Below are 16,937 nucleotides of genomic sequence, written 5' to 3' on the forward strand. Positions count from 1 at the left end.
TTTGTAAAAAACCCGTACCTCCCGGGATAAAAGGTTTAAAACGGCACATCCAACGAATCATTAAGGCAGATCACCGCGTACACTGTCGGTCAGGGATTTTTGAGGAGACAGATATGGTATCTTCACACCGTTCCGGGGAGATAACCGTTGGGATATCGGGGATTGGATACTATATCCCGAAAAACACGGTAACCAGCCATGACATGGCACAATGGTCAGGTATTGACGAATCTGTCTTTTCCGCAAAGATTGGCGTTGAGAGAAAACATGTTGCAGACCCGGATGAACACCCTGCTGAGATGGGGGTGACCGCGGCCAGGCGGGCAATCAAAAAAGCCGGGATCGCTGCAGATGAGATCGACATCATTGTGTTCGGGGGTCTTGGTTTCTATGATTATAATTTCTGGTCCCCGTCTGCAAAGATCCAGGCCGGCATAGGGGCATCCCGTGCTTCCACTTTCGAGATACGCAATGGCTGTAACGGGGGGAACCTGGGACTGCCCATCTGCAAAGAGCTCCTCTTAGGTGATCCTGAGAAGAAATACGCCCTCGTGGTGTGCAGCGACAAACTCTCCCTTGCGGTCAATTATACCGACCCGACCGCGGTCTCTTCGTTCACCTTTGCCGATGGGGCGGTTGCGGCCGTCCTGAAAAAGGACCATCCGGAAAACCAGCTGCTCTCCTATGCAAGCATATCCGACGGGTCCCTGGTGGATTACGTGAAAGTCCCCTGTGGCGGGACCCGGATTCCCCTGGCCGTGGCAGGCTCCCACCGCGAGGATTGTTATCTTCGCGTTACGGATCCAAAGGCCCTTGACGGCATATTCTCCCACACCTACCTGAAAAACTACGTAACAGTAATCCATGACGCGCTTGAGAAGAGCGGATATTCAGTGCAGGATATCAATCATATCTTTACAAACCAGGTGAAGAAGAGTATCACGGATGGTCTGTTGGGAGAACTCAGGCTTTCGGAAGCCCAGACCATGAGAACGATGAGGGAATATGGGCACATGGGCCCGGCAGATACCCTGTTCTGCCTGGCACTGGCACAAGAGGAGGGCAGGATCAGGCCGGGGGACCTTGTTGTGCTTGCGGGCAGTGGAATCGGTTTTACCTGGGCGGCAACCGTGCTGAAATTCCGGTAAAGATCCGGAAATCACGCGGATCTCTCCCCGTACTCCGGAAAAACCTGATTCTCATTTCCTCAATTCATCGCAACCCGCCCCATTCCGGAAGATGTCATTTATGGGGCGGGCGTTGCCTTTTTAAAAGACTCCTTGAACCGGATAAGGTCGGATACGCAGGCATTATAGGGTGTTGCAACCCCGAGTCGTCTGCCGGACGTGACAACCGCACCGTTCAGATAATCGATCTCGGTCTTATGCCCGTGTGAAATATCCTGCGACATGGATGAGGTGTGCCCGGCCATAACGGGAATCAGGGAGTCATACAGGTACTCAAGAAATGTTTCCGGATCGCCCCACAGGAGGCTGATCCCATCGCTCTGGACAACCGTGTAGGTCTCCCTGACCAGTTGTTCGATGATATGCCAGCTGTTGGGCTCCTTCAGTTCCCCATAGGTGACACCCGTAATGGCACTAAGGGGGTTCAATGAACAGTTGATCAGGTTTTTTGACCAGAGATTCCCCTTGATGTGATCTGAAGTTTCAACGGGAATTCCCGCCCGGGTCATGATATCCGCAAGGCGCTGGACCGCTGCATCATGCCCTTCCGGGAACCGGCCGATCTGCATGGGTCCTGCATTGGCCGTGACACGGATCTCCCGGTCCCCTTCACGGACAAATCCGGTCAGGACAACGCCACCGATGACACGATCAGAATAACCGGAGATCGTCTCTTCATTCCCGATGCCATTCTGGAAACTTGCAACTTCACTGGCACGAATCAGGTCTTTGTATTGCCGGCAGAGGCCCCCGGTATCCTGTGATTTCGACGTGATCAGAATATAATCAAAATCCGCTTCTCCCGTCAGCTCGCTGACGCAGGTGAACCTGTCGAACTCAATACCCCATGCGCCACAGATCTCGAGCCCCTTCTGGGATATCGCACGGGCATAACTCTCCCTTGTTACCGCAACAACTTCTGCGACACGGGACAGTCTGGCTGCCAGCGGAAGTCCAACCGCTCCGGCACCAAGAACAAGTATCCTGACCGGGCGCTTCATATTCTGAACTATCGTGTCTCATTGGTAATCAACCTTAAGGGATCATGAAGAAAGGCCGTTGTCTCAGGAGCCGACCGGTGCATCAGCAGGGGATGATCTATGAGGGGGAAACCATTACGTAATAATTGATCTGTCTGGTCACTGAGGCAGAGACGCGATAAAATCCCGGGTCGTTATAGTTGCTGAAGATAATAACAGGTGGAATCTTTTTAAAAATGATGTCCCTTTTTTTCAGATACTAATCCCAAGGATACTGAGCAGCATGAGGATCAGGACGCCGGGCAGTCCCCCGATGGCACAGATAAGAAGGGTGGTAAGGCCATAGCCGAGATCGGATTTTCCCATCCACTCCATGATATGGAGGAAATTGATGAGAAAGAGGCAGATCAGGCCCAGCACCGCGTTTACTAAAAGGACCGAGAGTTGTTTCACCAGGAACCAGACAATAGCAACGATGGCAATGACAAGGATTATGGCAACGAGAAGGTTGGTCATGGTTTTACCTTTTACCTATTTACCAATGATACGCTGTTTATTTATTTTTACTGACGGGAGGATAAGCGACCCGATCGCACGGGACGCGGGGCTCAGTCCCGAGATGGCGTGATGGAGATCGAAGACATTGCCCGAGAGCATCGCACTCCGGATCGGTTCCTGGAACTCCCCGTTCTCCACCCAGAACGCGTTGGAGAGTTCAACCGAGAATTCCCCGCTCATCGGGTTCGCCGTATGAGCGCCAACCACGTTGTGCACGTATACGACACGGTCGTCATCCACGGTTTCCCGTTTCCCGTCCACAACAAAATTGTGATGCCCGATTGCCGGTGATCCGCCAAACCCGCCCCGGACTGCGCTTGCCGTGCTCTTCTTCCCGTACCGTGATGCAGTCTTGAGGTCGTACGCGAAGGCGCACAGGATACCGTCGCGGATGAAATCAATCCTCCTGGTCGGGGACCCTTCCGCATCCCACCGGACACTCCCGTCAGCCCCGGGAAGGAGCGGGTCGTCGTACATCGAGATCATCGGGTCGGCAACCCGTTCCGAGAGGGACGTGGCCAGCCGGGAACGCCCGGCATGGACGTTCCGCCCGCTCAGGGCAGGGACAAAGACATTGCCGAGCAGCTCTGCATAGGCAAGGGGGGAGAGGAGGACATCGTATTCCCCGTACGGGATATCCTTTCCATCCGCGGATTCACTGGCAAAGAAGGTGGCACGCTCCCCCACGTTTTCGGGGTCAATGCGATCGAGAGTCCATGACTGGTCGAACTCGTACCCGGTTGACTGCCCGTGGATCGCTTCAAGGGAGACCGATACCGACGTGTTCCGATCGGAATAGCGGACCCCGTGGCTATTGGCGAGGGTTACCTCCATGGAGGAGAGGGTTGCTGATCCCGATGTCACCTCGGCCGTATGCTTTGTGGCACCGTCGAGCATTGCCTGGAGGAGCTTTTTGGCAGAGTCTGGTTCGACCTCCATAGAGGGATCAAACGAGAGCGGGGTCATATCGAGCGGAACCGGCCCGGGCAGCCCGTCCCATTCCTGGGGTGTTGCCAGTTTCCCGCTCGCCACTGATGCGGCAAGGCATTCCCGCCACCGGCCGGGATCGTTGGTGCTGGACGACCCGATCCGTCCCTTGTGGATCGTCCGGATGCCAAGGCCGCAGTCCTGCGAGATCGTGGCAAGGCTCAGTTTCTTCCGTTTCAGGTCGGCGGAGACGCTGGTGCCCTCCACGAAGTAGACTTCGACTTCGTCAACGGCCTTCCCGCCTTCCTTAATCAGCTGCTCAATCCACGCCACTGCCACCCACCACCGCATCGTTTAAGAGAATATGAGGAGCGCCGTCGCTCACCGGTACGCTCTGCCCGCCTTTCCCGCAATACCCGGGGCTCATCATCCGGTCATTTCCGCACAGGATAATCCCGTGAAGGGTCGTGAGGATCTCGCCGGAAAGGGATACATCACGGACCATCTTCGTACACTCTCCGTTCTCCACAAGATACCCGTATTCCGCATTGAACTGGAAAATGCCCCGTCCCGGGTCCACCTGCCCGCCCCGCGAACCCTTGAGGAAGATCCCATTCTTGCATTCCGCAAAGATCTCGTCCGTGGTCGAATCGCCTGCTTCGATGAACGTGTTGCTCATCCGGACAAGAGGGGGCTCGCCGGGCATTGCACGGGCATGGCCGGCAACGCCGTTCCCCACTGCTGCAAGAGATTCGCGGCTGTGCAGGAACGCATTGATCACCCCTTTCCGGATGATCTCGGTGCGGGCCACTGCCACACCCTCGGCATCCACCGGATCGAACCCGAACTCGTGGATACTTGGATCATCGACAATCGTTAAGGTCTCGTTCCCGATCCGTTCACCGGTCTTCCCGCTCAGGACAGAGTTGCCTTCCTGTATCAGGTCACCCTCGCTCGCATGGCCGACCGCTTCGTGGGCAAAGACACCCGCGAGTTCCGGGTCAAGCACGGCCCGCATCTTACCCCCTTTGGCAAGGGTTGCATCCAGGAGAGCAACGGCGATCTCCGCCGCCTTTGTCCCGGATTTCTGCTGGTGCCGGAGGTTGAACCCGTTGATAGAGTGCTCACGCTCGTATCCCATCTGGACATTGCCGTTCCGGGACGCCACCGCAAGGATGTTGAACCCGGAACGGTTCATCTCGTACGAGTACTCGTTGCCGGAACTGTCGGAGAACCGGACCTGTTCGATCCGTTCGATATAACTTGCCCGGCGGTTCACAATCCCGGGCCGGGTGGCACTCTTCTCGATACCGGCAAGGAGTGCGGACTTCTCTTCGATGCTGACATCCCGGGGGTTCTCTTTCAGCTGCGGTACTGCGAGCGTGCCCCGGGGTGCATCCCCGAGCACGACATGCTCTTCGGTGATACCCGCAAGCCGTGCGGCCCTCCCGAGGAGTTCATCGAATTTCGTACCGGAACAGGGCGTATAATTGTCGATCTGGAGGATGCCCCAGCCGGATTTGACGAGGACGCGGAGGATCGCCTTGTTAAAAAGGGAAGTCCCGGCGGATTCCACGACCGCATTGTCGATCTCGATGTGGGTGATCTCACCGGTCACGTGCCGCAGGTCATAGTAGGAGATCCCGTGCATTGCGCTCAGGCCGTTGTTGACGGGTTGATTGCCGGTACTTCTGCGATCATCGCGGTTGACCTCATCGCCATCTTCTTGAGTTTGATAAGGAAACCATCGGAATTTTCCGGGACAAGCGCGATCTTGAGGACATCCTCAATACTGTCGACCGGTATGATGGTGACCATCGGCTTGAACCGCTCTTCGATGAGGACGTCCCCGACATTCATCCGGGGGATGAGGACCGTCTTTATCCCGGCCTTCGCTGCAGCCTCGATCTTGTAGGTCACACCGCCAACCGGCAGGACATCTCCCCTGACCGACAGGGACCCGGTCATGGCAAGGTCCTGCCTGACGGGTATACCCTCAATAGCGCTCACCACAGCGGTTGCCACGCTGACGGATGCCGAATCTCCCTCGACACCCATGTAGGTGCCGATGAACTGGATGTGGATATCGATATTCTTGACATCCTTGCCGGTGAATTTTTTGAGGATCGCACTGACATTCTTGATCGATTCCTGGGCGATCTCCTTGAGCATCCCCGTTGCAATGACCGTGCCGCTGGCACCCTGTGCGGGGGTCACTTCGGCCATGATGGGGAGGACGGAGCCGGCATCGCTGCCCGTGACGGCAAGGCCGTTGACCCTGCCGACCCGGGTACCCTCCACAACGGTCATCTCGTATTCCCTGAGGTGACGGGTGATCTCGTCCGAGACCTGGTCCTCGATAGACCGTGCGGTCTTCTTCGCAGTCGTCACGTGCGCTGCCGTGGTGATCGCCGCATTCTCCTGGCGGGCGATGTCCCCTGCAACCCGGATCAGGCCGCCCATGTCACGGAGCTTCAGGGTCAGGTGGTCTTTGCGGTTGGAGCGGCGGCGGGCTTCCCGGATGATCTCGTCAATGGCGCTCTGGTCGAAGTGCGGGATCTTCCCGTCGTTCTTGACTTCCTGCGCAATGAACCGGACATATTTCTGGCGGTTCTCCGGGGTATCGTCCATGCTCTCGGCCATATAGACCTCGTAACCATACCCGCGGATACGGGAGCGGAGTGCGGGGTGCATTCCCTGGATCGCATCGAGATTGCCTGCCGCCACCATCACGAACCTGCAGGGGACCGGTTCCGTGCGGACCATGGCACCGCTCGAACGTTCGCTCTGCCCGGTGATCGGGAATTCCCCTTCCTGCAGGGCCGTGAGGAGGTTCTGCTGGGAATGGGGGTCGAGCGTGTTGATCTCGTCGATGAACAGGACGCCGCCGTTCGAGCGGTGAATCGCACCGGCCTCGACGCGGTCGTGTGCCGGTGTCTCAAGGCCGCCGCTCTGGAACGGGTCGTGGCGGACATCGCCGAGGAGAGCACCGGCATGGGAACCAGTACCATCGATAAAGGGGGCAATGCTCTTCGTATCATTCGAGACGAGGAGCTTGGGAACCATCGCTTCTTCACGGGGGGTTGAATACCGCAATGCCATGAACACAAACGCACCGGCGATGAGACCCATCAGGAGCTGCATGGTGATGATTGCATACCCGGCAATTCCCAGCAGGAGGAGCATTAAGAGGGTCTGCCGGAACTGGGTCTTCTTTTTCGCCTCGGCCTTGTGGGCGCCGACGATCTGTTTGCCACGGCCACCGGCAACGGTCCGCACGACCGGGTTGTTGGAGTCGTCGGAATTCGGGTAGACAAGGATGTCCTGCAGCTCCTCTTTTGGCAGGAGCTCTGCCATCGCCTTTGCGAGCATCGACTTGCCGGTACCGGGGCTGCCGATCATCATGACATGCCGGCGCTGGATCGCGGCCTTTTTTATTACCTCGACCGCACGCTCCTGGCCGATCACCTGGTCGATCAGCTTGGCGGGGACTTCGATCTGCGATGACGTCGCACCGGTAACCTCTGGCGTGCTCACCACAGGAGTTGCACCTTCCGTCGGGGTCGGTTCTTCCTGCGGGGGCTGTATTTCAGAATTTTCCATTGCGGTTTTACCCTCTTCCTACCCTTGGATTTTCATATACAATGTCTCATGATAGTTTAAGTACTTTCAGCTGATAGCTGGCCCGGCAGATGATGAAAACCGGATCGCGGAGCATGAGATTTCCCGAACAATTCAAAGCGGAAAACTACAATACACTTTATCGTATATTTACTTGGTTGAGAATATCCCCGCCCGGATGATTCGGGAATCAGGAACGATACCATGAGAGTGATTTGTACTGAACGATCGCAGGTCCTCGGTGCCCATCTTGCACACGTGCTCCAGGTGCCTGTTGTCAATGTAAAGTTTTCCCGGTTTCCGGATGGGGAGCACTACCTTCTTGCAGGAGATCTGGACGATGAAACGGTCATTGTCGGAAGTGTTGTCGATAATGACGCCCTGGTCCAGCTGTTGCTGTTGATCGATGCCTGCGAGCCTTCCCGTACACAGCTGGTCCTCCCCTACATGGCATATGCAAGGCAGGACAAGCAATTCAAAAGAGGTGAACCGCTCTCCGCCCGGGTCGTGGCAAAGGCGCTCAGCCGGGGCGTATCAGAAATTTTCACGATAAATATTCACGACCCCGGTGTGCTGACACACTTTGCCGTGCCTGCGCAAAACCTCTCTATTGCACATGATATCGGATCCTACATCAAATCCCTCAACCTCAAAGACCCGCTCGTTCTTGCCCCGGATGACGGCGCCCTTGCGTTTGCCGGACAGGTCGCATCGGTTGGAAAATGGGAGTTCGATCACCTCGACAAGACGCGGCTGAATGGTACTGAAGTCAGGATGGCACCCAAGACGCTCAGTGCTGCTGCCCGCCCGGTGGTCATTGTCGATGATATTATTTCAACCGGCGGGACTATCGCAACCGCCGCCGGTATGCTCTACCAGCAGGGGGCAACCGATGTGTACGCGGCATGTGTCCACGGCGTTCTCGCAAGCGGTGCATATGCCCGGCTGATGGCAACCGGCATCCGTGACGTGATCTGCAGCGATACGATCGAACGGGCATGTAGCAGGATATCTGCTGCGGAGAGGATTGCCGGGGCGATCCGGAAATCCTGATCCCATGCCAGCTTCCAAGATCACTTTTTATCTCCCGACAGGTCCCCGGTTATGAAAGCGATTCTCGATGCAAGCGTCTTTTTTTCCGACTGGCATCCGGAAGGAGAACTGTTCACGACTCCCTCGGTCTGCGATGAGCTCCGCGATATCCGTTCCAGGGGGAACTATGAAAAACTCTGTGCCGGGGGACTTGTGGTCATGTCACCGGGCAGCGGGAGCCTGAAGAGGGTGGCCGCTGCTGCCACCACGAGCCGGGATGCCAGCGTGATCTCCGGTACCGACCGGGACCTCCTTGCCCTTGCCCTTGAACTGGAAGCGGTCTTGTTTACCGACGATTTTGCCATCCAGAATGTCGCAACGGTCCTCGGAGTGCAGACACACCCCATCAGCCAGCGCAAGGCGAAGCGGGTTCACTGGAAATACCGGTGTACGGGTTGTGGGCGGTACTATGACCACGATGGCGAGTGCCAGGTCTGCGGCGCAACCGTTAAAAGAAAACTTAAATAGATACCGGCAAAGCTTTGTTCATGTCTTCGCTTGACGATCTGATTGGCAGGGCAAAGATGCTCCTTGCAGAGGGGCACAGCCCGGGTCAGATTGCTGATGAACTCTCCCTTTCCATGGAGACCATAACGTGGCTCCTGACGCAGGCAAAGGGAACAACCGCGCCCAAAGACGTCCACATCGACTGGACGGCCGTCTCCAGCCAGGCGTCCCTGCTCGAAGAGACAGCCCTGATGCTCATGAACCGGTACTACCAGTCCCGGATGGATGAGACCACCGGATCTCCGGCAGCGGAGGTGATCGTGGGTATTGCCCTCTCAGGGATCCCGCTCGCCACGGTAATTGCAGTCCAGGAAGCTGCCCAGCTCGCCATATACCATCCCTCCAAGCAGAGCCAGAGCGAGCACCCGACAGGTTCGATCAGCGGGAACTTCGCTTCCGTGAACGGGCAGCGGTGCATCATTGTTGATGATGTGATCACCTCCGGCAATACCATGAAGGAAGTCGTCAAGTACCTCAAGAAACATAATGCCACACCGGTCGCCATCTGGGTGATTTTTGACAAGCGCGGTATCAAGGACATTGATGGCGTCCCGGTCTATTCGCTCTTTAAAATCTCCCGTATCGACTGATCTCTCCTTTTTTCCAGAACATTTACAGCATAATTTATATAGAAGTTCAATTCCACCTTTTACAACATCGGAGGATATACTATGCTATCAGGACAGCCAATTATCATCCTAAAAGAAAATGTGGAGCGTAATCGCGGCAAGGAAGCCCAGCGCTCGAATATTACGGCAGCAAAGGCAATCGCTGGCGCTGTAAAATCCACTCTTGGCCCACGGGGCATGGACAAGATGCTTGTCAGCGGCTCGGGCGATATCGTCATAACGAACGATGGCGCGACCATCCTCAGCGAGATTGCCGTGCAGCACCCCGGTGCAAAGATGGTGATCGAGGTCGCTCATACACAGGACGATGAAGTCGGCGACGGGACCACCACCGCAGTCATCCTCGTCGGCGCCCTGATGGAACAGGCCGAGGGCATGCTCGAACAGGGCATCCACCCGACCGTCATCGCCGAGGGATACCGCATGGGCATGGAAAAAGCCCTTGAGATCACCAGCAGCCTCTCTCTCAAAGTCGACCCGTCCGACCGGAAGACCCTGCTCAAGATCGCCGACACGGCGATCACCGGTAAGTCAATCGAGCAGGTCAAGAAGAAGCTTGACGGTATTATTGTCGACGCTGTCATGACCGTGGCCGAGAAGGTCAACGGGAAGTATTCGGTCGATGAAGATGATGTCATGATCAAGAAGCAGAAAGGCGCTGCCATTGACGACGCCGAACTGATCCGCGGCGTCGTGATCGACAAGGTCCGCGTCCACGACGGCATGCCCAAGAAGATCACAAAGGCAAAGGTTGCGATGGTTGCAACCCCCCTTGAGATCACCAAGACCCAGGTAAAGGCAAAGATCAAGATCTCCTCTGCCGAACAGGTTACCGCATTCTCCGAGCAGGAGCGCGAGGCACTCCATAAACTCGCCGATGCAATCATTGACAGCGGTGCAAACGTCCTCCTCTGCCAGAAGGGAATCTCGGACAGCGCCCAGTTCTACCTTGCCAAGGCCGGCGTCCTTGCCATCGAAGATGTGCCGGAAAAGGACATGAAGTATGCCGCTCGGGCACTCCACGCAAACATTGTTTCAAAGCCGGAAGCACTGACCTCAAAGGACCTTGGATCCGCGGACCTTATCGAGGAAGACACTGAAGGGAATGTCACCAGAATTTCCGGTTGCAGGAACCCCAAGACCATCACGATCCTCCTCCGCGGCACCAGCGATTACCTGCTGGACGAACTCGAGCGGGCAGTAGTTGACGGAACCCGCGTTGTTATGGATGCGATGGAAGACGGAACCTACGTCGTTGGTGGCGGGGCAGTCGAGACCGAACTGCTCATGAAGATCCGGGAATATGCCCAGACGGTCGGCGGCCGCGTGCAGATCGCAATCGAGGCCTATGCAGCAGCATACGAGTCGATTCCCCGCGCACTTGCGGAAAACTCCGGGTTCAACCCGATCGACAAGCTGGTCGAGCTCAAGAACATCCATTCCAAGGGTAAGAAAAATGCCGGCCTGAATGTCTATGAGGGAAAAGTCGTGGACATGCTGGCAGAAGGCGTCATCGAGCCCCTGCGTTCAAAGCGCCAGTCCATACAGAGCGCATCGGAGACTGCCGTCATGCTCATTCGTGTCGATGACATGATGATTACCCAGCAGGGTGGCAGGGCCGGCGCCCCGCCCATGATGTAAATATCATAAAATCCAGCCCCTTTTTTAACCATGTTATCGAAATTCATTCATTGACCCCGGCCATCTTTCCGCTCTTATTCAGATAACTATTAGAGCAATCGATGAGAAAAAATAGAGAACCGGTTGCCGAGGTAGTCTAGCCCGGGAAGGCGGTAGCCTCGAAAGCTACTGGCGCTTCGCGCCTCGGGAGTTCAAATCTCCCCCTCGGCGTTCAAAGACCGCTTTTCTTCGTGTATTGTGCTATCCTGCAGGTATGGTTGTTCATTCCCTTCCCTCACTCTCTGAAATTTTGTAAAAACGTTTATTTCTGCGGTTTTTTCAAGAAAAATCCCATATATCAGGTTTTTTTATATTTTGAATTTTCAAAAGTAATAAATATGCCGTGTTCATATTATATGATAATAACACAGTGCTACTACAGAGCCATCTGTGGCTGTATGCAGGATACGTGAACAGGTATGATCCGGATAAAGCAGAACAAACCCACCATCTCCGCAGACGCGAGATCCTTTCGCGCCGTACGGAGGCTAAACCTGAATCGTACCTATATTCCGTTGAAGATCGGTGCGATTGCAGGGTATATACTCTTAGGCATGCTCTCGGCATCCACATCCATGTTCGGCATCCTTGTCGGTGCCATACTCCGCCTTTTCGGGCTGTAAAATTCTTTTTTTATCCCCGTTTCATCACAGATCCAGTACGAGACGTACTGATTTCCTGATAAACGAGGGATAGTCTATAAAAAAGTGAGATGGGAGGAGACTGCTTCAGACAGGGTTTACTCTACAACGGTGATCGTACCACGCATGGTTGGGTATACCAGACAGTCATAGTCATATATACCCGGGCTGTCGAACTGCTGGCTGAAAGACTGGCTGGTTCCGAGAAGGTAGTGGGACGTGGAGAATACCTTGTTGGCAAACTCGATATTATGCGGGTGATCGTCGCTGTTCACCCATCGCACAGTAGAGTGCACCTTCACCGTCATGTTTGCGGAGGGAGTGAAGGCATTGTTCTTGATAATAATCGTATTGTCCGAGACCTTGAGGGTCGTGACCGGGATCGCTGTCGCTGTTGGCACAGGTGTGTGCGACACGGCCGTCTGTTTCAGGGTAGGGGTAGGCACAGGAGCTGACTGCTGTTCTGAAGGCACCTCGCTGGTACACCCCCCAACCAGTACACAAAGAGTGACCAGGACAAGAAGCACGATCCATTTCTGCATACGTTACCTTCGACAGTTGACCAGAAAAATATGATCCGAACTGCTCTCCCGGTTATTCCGGCATACCGGGGGGTACTGGATCCGGGGTTGGAAGAAGTCTGATCTCCATAGATGAAAGTTCCTCGAAAAATTCCCCGATATGATAATAGTCGGAGAACGCACACGCCGAGAACAGGTTATCCGGAAGCAGGCCGGCAAACTTCCAGCCATCCCGGGGGGGAATGGGGAGCATGGCGCCGATCTCGTCACGATTCATGCTCCTTACAGACTCCAGTGCAGATGCAACTTTTTTTCCGGCACCGGTCTTTCCTGTACCGGTGACCCGGACAACAAAATCCGTGGAACGGGAACGTGCCTTTGCACCAAGACATTTCCTGAGGAGGATGGCAAGGACACGGTTGAACCGGCTCCCGTGCAGGGAGTAAACCACAACTTCCCGCCTCCCGGGTGTGTTCCTCTCCAGAATATACAGCCCGTGCGTCCCGGTCCCCTCCGGGATTTTTAAGAGGGGGGGCTGAAGCTGTTCCTTTTCACGATCTCCAAGGGGCAGCACGGATTCTCCCCGCATCCGGATCATCTCAATCCGTTCACAGACCAGCGGGGATAACCCGTTATCGCCACCGCTGCCGGTCCAGAACGTCCGGGACGCACCGGATCCTGACGGTACAACGACAACGATATTATGCCCTTCATCGCACTTCACCATCGACCACTCGCGCCCACCCAGCGTGATGCCGTCTTCGCTGCGGCTGTTGACAAACCGGGCATCGAGCTTGCCCACAAGTTCCCCCTCCGGGGTCATCGCCCGGTACTCCCCGCCACCGCTGATCACCGAGTACAGGTCTTTCCAGTTCGACCTCCCGAGCACCCGTTCCGCCTCGGTGCCGGGCATCAGCATCTCGCCATCGGCGGTGATATACCCCCCCGCGACGAGGTGCCTGAATACCTGGTCAAGCTCCTTCCTGCTGATGCTGCCAAAGACCGGGTGGGAGAGGAGTTCTGTGCTGATCTTCCTCCGGCTTGACCGGGGATGGTGGTGCAGGAAGAGAAAGAGCTGCTGGAGCAGGACATTGAACGGTTTTTCCGGCGGGCGCAGCTTCTCCACCTCACGGGCCATCGCACATTCGATGATGGCACAGGAGCACAGCAGCTCGCAGGAGTCCTTGAGCACCCATGATACGTATGCCGCCATCCCCCGCCGCCCGCTCCGGCCCATCCGCTGGAGGAACGAGGAGACCGAATCCGGAGGCCCGACCTGGACCACCACGTCGAGGTCGCCGATATCGATACCCAGTTCGAGCGTGCTCGTGCAGATGATACAGGCCCCGTCCTGCGACAGGAAGGCATCCTCCGCGGCTTTCCGCGTTTCCGTGGACAGGGAGGAGTGGTGGATGTGGAGATTCTTAACCCGGCCATGCAGGGACTTCGCCAGGTTCTCCGCACTGCTGCGGCTGTTGACGAACACGAGCGCTTTCCTGCCGGCAACAATACCGGCGATTGCATCGATCCGCTTCCGTTCTTCGGGCTCGACCAGGAAACTGAACCGTTTCTCCTGCGGGGGGGAGGGGATTGCAACCAGGGCCGTGCCATGCCGGTCATCCGAGAGCCAGCGCAGGACCTCTTCCGGGTTCCCGGTCGTGGCCGAGAGGCCGATCCGCTGGACCTGGCGCCCGGTGATTGTGTCCATCCGGTCCAGCAGCACTTTAAGATGGACGCCCCGGTCGGTCTCGACAAACGCGTGGAGTTCATCGATGATGATGAACCGGACCTGCCGGAGATCGGCGGAAAGGGTCCGCTCCTGCAGGAGGACTTCGAGGGACTCCGGGGTGATCATCAGGAAGTGGGGGGGTTCCCCTTTCCATGAACGGTCCCCCTTCGGCACATCCCCGTGCCATTTCTTCACGGACAGGGAAGTCGGGACACAGAAGGCTGCAAAACGGTCTTCCTGGTCGTTGATCAACGCTTTCAACGGGGAGATATAAAGGCAGGTGACACCGGGCCGGCCATGTTTCAGGATATCGTCCATCACCGGGATCAGGGCCGCTTCGGACTTGCCCCCTGCTGTCGGGGCAATGACCAGCACGTCGTTCCCGGAAGTCACGGCTGCGTACGACTGCTCCTGTACCTCGCGCAGCTCGGACCAGTCAAGCCGCTGGGCAAGCACCTGCTGGAGGGATTCGTGCAGGGATAAAAAGACGGATGTCACGATTTTCTTAAAAGTGATTGTGCCTGTGGTGTAATGGCCTTTCCCATCCATTGAGGTGCAACTAAAAACCGTTATATATACCGGTTTCCAGAATATGATCCGGTAAACAATGAGATCGCACGGGGCATATCCTACTGTTTCTTTCGAGAGCCCCGGCTTCGCATTCTTCTTTAGATAGGGGACCTTCGTTCGTCTTGGTCCCCGCGTAATGTCGATGAAAGAGTTTACCAGAGGTTTTCTCATGATCCTTGGAATTCCTGATCCACAGATATTGCTCGGCTATGGGCTGTCCATCGGGCTGGCCCTGGCGTGTATCGTGTACGGCTTGTTGTACTGGAACGAGGGGGACGGCAGTAATGGCAGTTGATACGCTGACGATGGCGGTGCTGGTGCTCATCTACCTTGCAGCAACCCTCATCATCGGCTACCTCGGCTACAAAAAGACAAAGAGTGCCGAGGATTACCTGGTTGCAGGGCGATGTAGTCACCCGGTGATAATCGCCCTCTCGTACGGGGCCACGTTCATCTCCACCTCTGCCATCATTGGCTTTGGAGGGCAGGCGGCGAACCTCGGCATGGGCCTGATCTGGCTCACGGTCCTGAATATTGGTGTCGGCATCCTCCTCGCCTTCGTGCTCTTCGGCAAAAAGACAAGGGAGATCGGGCACAGGCTCAGTGCGGTAACGTTCCCGGACCTGATGTGCAAGATCTACAAGTCCCCGCTCATGCAGTACATCGCCGGGTTCATCATTGTCATATCGATGCCTCTCTACACCGCTGCGATCCTCATAGGGGGTGCACGGTTCATCGAACCCACGCTCGGCATAGACTATGCGACGTCCCTGATCCTCTTTGCCGTCATCACGGCAATCTACGTTGTATTCGGCGGGCTGATTGCGGTGATGTACACCGATGCCTTCCAGGGAACCCTCATGCTCATCGGGATGACCGTCCTTCTCGCACTCACGTTGGTTACTGTCGGCGGGTTTGCCGCAGGATCCACGGCACTCACCAACATGGCGGACCTTGTCCCGAAAGCCCTCGCCAGCCAGGGTATGGCAGGGTGGACCGTGATGCCGGAGCTCGGCTCCCCCATCTGGTTCACCGTTGTAACAACCCTGGTCCTCGGCGTCGGTATCGGCGTGCTCGCCCAGCCCCAGCTCGTTGTCCGGTTCATGACGGCAAAGGACGATAAGTCCTTAAACCGGGCGATCCTTGTCGGAGGGCCGTTCATCCTGATGATGACCGGTGTCGCCTTCACGGTCGGTGCACTCAGCAACGTGTACTTCTACCAGACATCCGGCACGCTCGCCATTGACGCTGCGGGAGGGAACGTTGACGCAATCATACCGCTCTTCATCAACCAGGCAATGCCCGAGATCTTCGTGGTCGTCTTCATGCTGACGCTCCTCTCGGCCGCCATGTCTACGCTCTCCGCCCTCTACCATGCGATGGGCACGGCACTCATCTGCGATCTCTGGGGACGGGGACGAGAGTGCGCCCTCTCCATGAAGGCACACCAGGCCGGGATCGTTATCATGATGGTCCTCTCCACGGTCCTCGCCTTCCTCCTGCCGGTCAGCATCATCGCACGGGCCACGGTCATGTTCATGGGCCTCTGCGCCTGTGCCTTCCTGCCGGCGTTCGCAATCGGGGTCTATGCAAAGGCGCCATCGACAAGGGCAGCCCTGTGCAGCATGGTTGCCGGTGCGGCTGTCTGGTTTTTCTGGACCGCGTTTGTCCATGCAGCGGAGGCAAAACCTCTGGGCCTCTGCCAGGCACTCTTCGGGAAGGTCACGCTCCTCGGTTCCCCGTGGACCGCAGTCGACCCGATCGTGATCGGCCTCCCGATCTCGCTTGTCGTCATGGTTGTCATGCAGTGGCAGATCGGAAAGGCACAACCGGCGGCCGCCGCCACATAGTGGAGAGACATACATTTCGGGAGCAGCTCGGTGTTGCTGTTCCCGTAGAGAAACTTTTTTTGTCCTGCGCACCGAGACATAACCATGGAACTCGCACAGAAAAAGTGCACCACCTATAAGGCCGGCTCTCCCCCGCTTACCCGCAAAGAGACTATGGAGCTCCTCGGGCAGGTGCCGGGCTGGACACTCAATAACGGTCATATCACCAAAACCTTCGGGCAGTCAGATGCCGCATCCTGCATTGCCTTCTTCAACGAGATCGCCGCCCTCTCAACAGAGGAGGGGCACTTCCCGGATGTCTGCATGAAAGAGTCACGGCTGGTCGAAGTCTCGCTCTATACCTACCCTGCGGGCGGCCTGACGCTGAACGATTTTATCATTGCCGCAAAGCTGAACGAGAAGGGAAACGCACAATAAGAAAATAAAAAATTCCCCTTTTTTATGC

At 56.4% G+C, this 16,937-nt stretch carries 16 protein-coding genes and 1 tRNA gene; 10 read left to right on the forward strand and 7 right to left on the reverse strand.

The genetic code is table 11. The annotated features are described in order from the left end of the window. Positions 1-113: 113 nt before the first annotated feature. Complete coding sequence (locus M0R30_RS07520) at positions 114-1,148, forward strand: 3-oxoacyl-[acyl-carrier-protein] synthase III C-terminal domain-containing protein (RefSeq protein WP_292545474.1); 1,035 nt, start codon at positions 114-116, stop codon at positions 1,146-1,148. A 98-nt stretch (positions 1,149-1,246) separates the two neighbouring features. Here the strand turns inward: M0R30_RS07520 and M0R30_RS07525 are convergent, their stop codons facing one another. From M0R30_RS07525 to lonB, 5 genes are all read right to left on the reverse strand, one after another. Next, positions 1,247-2,188, reverse strand: a complete 942-nt coding sequence (locus M0R30_RS07525) for a ketopantoate reductase family protein (RefSeq protein ID WP_292545476.1) — start codon at positions 2,186-2,188, stop codon at positions 1,247-1,249. 231 nt (positions 2,189-2,419) lie between these two features. Then, positions 2,420-2,683, reverse strand: a complete 264-nt coding sequence (locus tag M0R30_RS07530) for a pro-sigmaK processing inhibitor BofA family protein (RefSeq protein ID WP_292545478.1) — start codon at positions 2,681-2,683, stop codon at positions 2,420-2,422. 15 nt (positions 2,684-2,698) lie between these two features. Next, complete coding sequence (locus M0R30_RS07535) at positions 2,699-3,985, reverse strand: TldD/PmbA family protein (protein ID WP_366513119.1); 1,287 nt, start codon at positions 3,983-3,985, stop codon at positions 2,699-2,701. Continuing rightward, on the reverse strand, positions 3,972-5,303 hold the full coding sequence (locus M0R30_RS07540; RefSeq protein WP_292545481.1) for a TldD/PmbA family protein: 1,332 nt from the start codon (positions 5,301-5,303) through the stop codon (positions 3,972-3,974). The genes M0R30_RS07535 and M0R30_RS07540 overlap by 14 nt, the downstream gene beginning before the upstream one ends. 5 nt (positions 5,304-5,308) lie before the next feature. Then, a complete protein-coding gene (gene lonB, locus M0R30_RS07545; protein ID WP_292545483.1) occupies positions 5,309-7,255 on the reverse strand; it encodes an ATP-dependent protease LonB in 1,947 nt (648 codons plus the stop codon). 222 nt (positions 7,256-7,477) lie between these two features. On the opposite strand from lonB, the gene M0R30_RS07550 reads away from it, so the two are divergent. The 6 genes from M0R30_RS07550 (at position 7,478) to M0R30_RS07575 (ending at position 11,804) form a co-directional block, all read left to right on the forward strand. After that, the gene (locus M0R30_RS07550) at positions 7,478-8,326 is read left to right on the forward strand and encodes a ribose-phosphate diphosphokinase (protein WP_292545484.1); all 849 of its coding nucleotides are present in this window, start codon (positions 7,478-7,480) and stop codon (positions 8,324-8,326) included. 51 nt (positions 8,327-8,377) lie between these two features. Beyond that, complete coding sequence (locus tag M0R30_RS07555; RefSeq protein WP_292545486.1) at positions 8,378-8,833, forward strand: nucleotide-binding protein; 456 nt, start codon at positions 8,378-8,380, stop codon at positions 8,831-8,833. A gap of 20 nt (positions 8,834-8,853) precedes the next feature. Continuing rightward, a complete protein-coding gene (locus M0R30_RS07560; RefSeq protein WP_292545489.1) occupies positions 8,854-9,462 on the forward strand; it encodes an orotate phosphoribosyltransferase-like protein in 609 nt (202 codons plus the stop codon). An 81-nt stretch (positions 9,463-9,543) separates the two neighbouring features. Then, positions 9,544-11,142 carry a thermosome subunit alpha gene (gene thsA, locus M0R30_RS07565; protein WP_292545491.1) on the forward strand — a complete coding sequence of 533 codons (1,599 nt, stop codon included), beginning with the start codon at positions 9,544-9,546 and terminating at the stop codon, positions 11,140-11,142. 125 nt (positions 11,143-11,267) lie between these two features. Beyond that, positions 11,268-11,352 (forward strand) — tRNA-Ser (locus M0R30_RS07570). Between the two features lie 248 nt (positions 11,353-11,600). After that, complete coding sequence (locus M0R30_RS07575) at positions 11,601-11,804, forward strand: hypothetical protein (protein WP_292545493.1); 204 nt, start codon at positions 11,601-11,603, stop codon at positions 11,802-11,804. A 116-nt stretch (positions 11,805-11,920) separates the two neighbouring features. Here M0R30_RS07575 and M0R30_RS07580 read toward each other — a convergent pair whose 3' ends face one another. Both M0R30_RS07580 and M0R30_RS07585 read right to left on the reverse strand, forming a co-directional pair. Next, entirely contained in the window at positions 11,921-12,364 is a 444-nt protein-coding gene (locus tag M0R30_RS07580; protein WP_292545495.1) for a plastocyanin/azurin family copper-binding protein, read from the reverse strand. Between the two features lie 52 nt (positions 12,365-12,416). Beyond that, positions 12,417-14,570, reverse strand: coding sequence for a DEAD/DEAH box helicase (locus M0R30_RS07585; RefSeq protein WP_292545497.1), 2,154 nt, complete (start codon positions 14,568-14,570; stop codon positions 12,417-12,419). Between the two features lie 241 nt (positions 14,571-14,811). On the opposite strand from M0R30_RS07585, the gene M0R30_RS07590 reads away from it, so the two are divergent. From M0R30_RS07590 to M0R30_RS07600, 3 genes are all read left to right on the forward strand, one after another. Further along, complete coding sequence (locus tag M0R30_RS07590; protein WP_292545500.1) at positions 14,812-14,937, forward strand: symporter small accessory protein; 126 nt, start codon at positions 14,812-14,814, stop codon at positions 14,935-14,937. Continuing rightward, complete coding sequence (locus M0R30_RS07595) at positions 14,927-16,492, forward strand: sodium:solute symporter family protein (protein ID WP_292545502.1); 1,566 nt, start codon at positions 14,927-14,929, stop codon at positions 16,490-16,492. Before M0R30_RS07590 ends, M0R30_RS07595 begins: the two co-directional genes overlap by 11 nt. A gap of 84 nt (positions 16,493-16,576) precedes the next feature. Beyond that, positions 16,577-16,909, forward strand: a complete 333-nt coding sequence (locus tag M0R30_RS07600; RefSeq protein WP_292545504.1) for a 4a-hydroxytetrahydrobiopterin dehydratase — start codon at positions 16,577-16,579, stop codon at positions 16,907-16,909. The last annotated feature ends 28 nt before the right edge of the window (positions 16,910-16,937 follow it).

Origin of the sequence: Methanoregula sp. (assembly GCF_023227875.1) — an archaeon.
Lineage (GTDB): Archaea > Halobacteriota > Methanomicrobia > Methanomicrobiales > Methanospirillaceae > Methanoregula.

Bases quoted from the DNA above. Each gene is read 5' to 3' on its own strand.
- M0R30_RS07575 (WP_292545493.1), top strand. From the start codon at position 11,601: ATGATCCGGATAAAGCAGAACAAACCCACCATCTCCGCAGACGCGAGA.
- M0R30_RS07525 (WP_292545476.1), bottom strand. From the start codon at position 2,188: ATGAAGCGCCCGGTCAGGATACTTGTTCTTGGTGCCGGAGCGGTTGGA.
- M0R30_RS07590 (WP_292545500.1), top strand. From the start codon at position 14,812: ATGATCCTTGGAATTCCTGATCCACAGATATTGCTCGGCTATGGGCTG.
- M0R30_RS07520 (WP_292545474.1), top strand. From the start codon at position 114: ATGGTATCTTCACACCGTTCCGGGGAGATAACCGTTGGGATATCGGGG.
- M0R30_RS07550 (WP_292545484.1), top strand. From the start codon at position 7,478: ATGAGAGTGATTTGTACTGAACGATCGCAGGTCCTCGGTGCCCATCTT.
- M0R30_RS07600 (WP_292545504.1), top strand. From the start codon at position 16,577: ATGGAACTCGCACAGAAAAAGTGCACCACCTATAAGGCCGGCTCTCCC.
- M0R30_RS07530 (WP_292545478.1), bottom strand. From the start codon at position 2,683: ATGACCAACCTTCTCGTTGCCATAATCCTTGTCATTGCCATCGTTGCT.
- M0R30_RS07580 (WP_292545495.1), bottom strand. From the start codon at position 12,364: ATGCAGAAATGGATCGTGCTTCTTGTCCTGGTCACTCTTTGTGTACTG.
- M0R30_RS07560 (WP_292545489.1), top strand. From the start codon at position 8,854: ATGTCTTCGCTTGACGATCTGATTGGCAGGGCAAAGATGCTCCTTGCA.
- M0R30_RS07555 (WP_292545486.1), top strand. From the start codon at position 8,378: ATGAAAGCGATTCTCGATGCAAGCGTCTTTTTTTCCGACTGGCATCCG.
- M0R30_RS07595 (WP_292545502.1), top strand. From the start codon at position 14,927: ATGGCAGTTGATACGCTGACGATGGCGGTGCTGGTGCTCATCTACCTT.
- thsA (WP_292545491.1), top strand. From the start codon at position 9,544: ATGCTATCAGGACAGCCAATTATCATCCTAAAAGAAAATGTGGAGCGT.
- M0R30_RS07540 (WP_292545481.1), bottom strand. From the start codon at position 5,303: ATGCACGGGATCTCCTACTATGACCTGCGGCACGTGACCGGTGAGATC.
- lonB (WP_292545483.1), bottom strand. From the start codon at position 7,255: ATGGAAAATTCTGAAATACAGCCCCCGCAGGAAGAACCGACCCCGACG.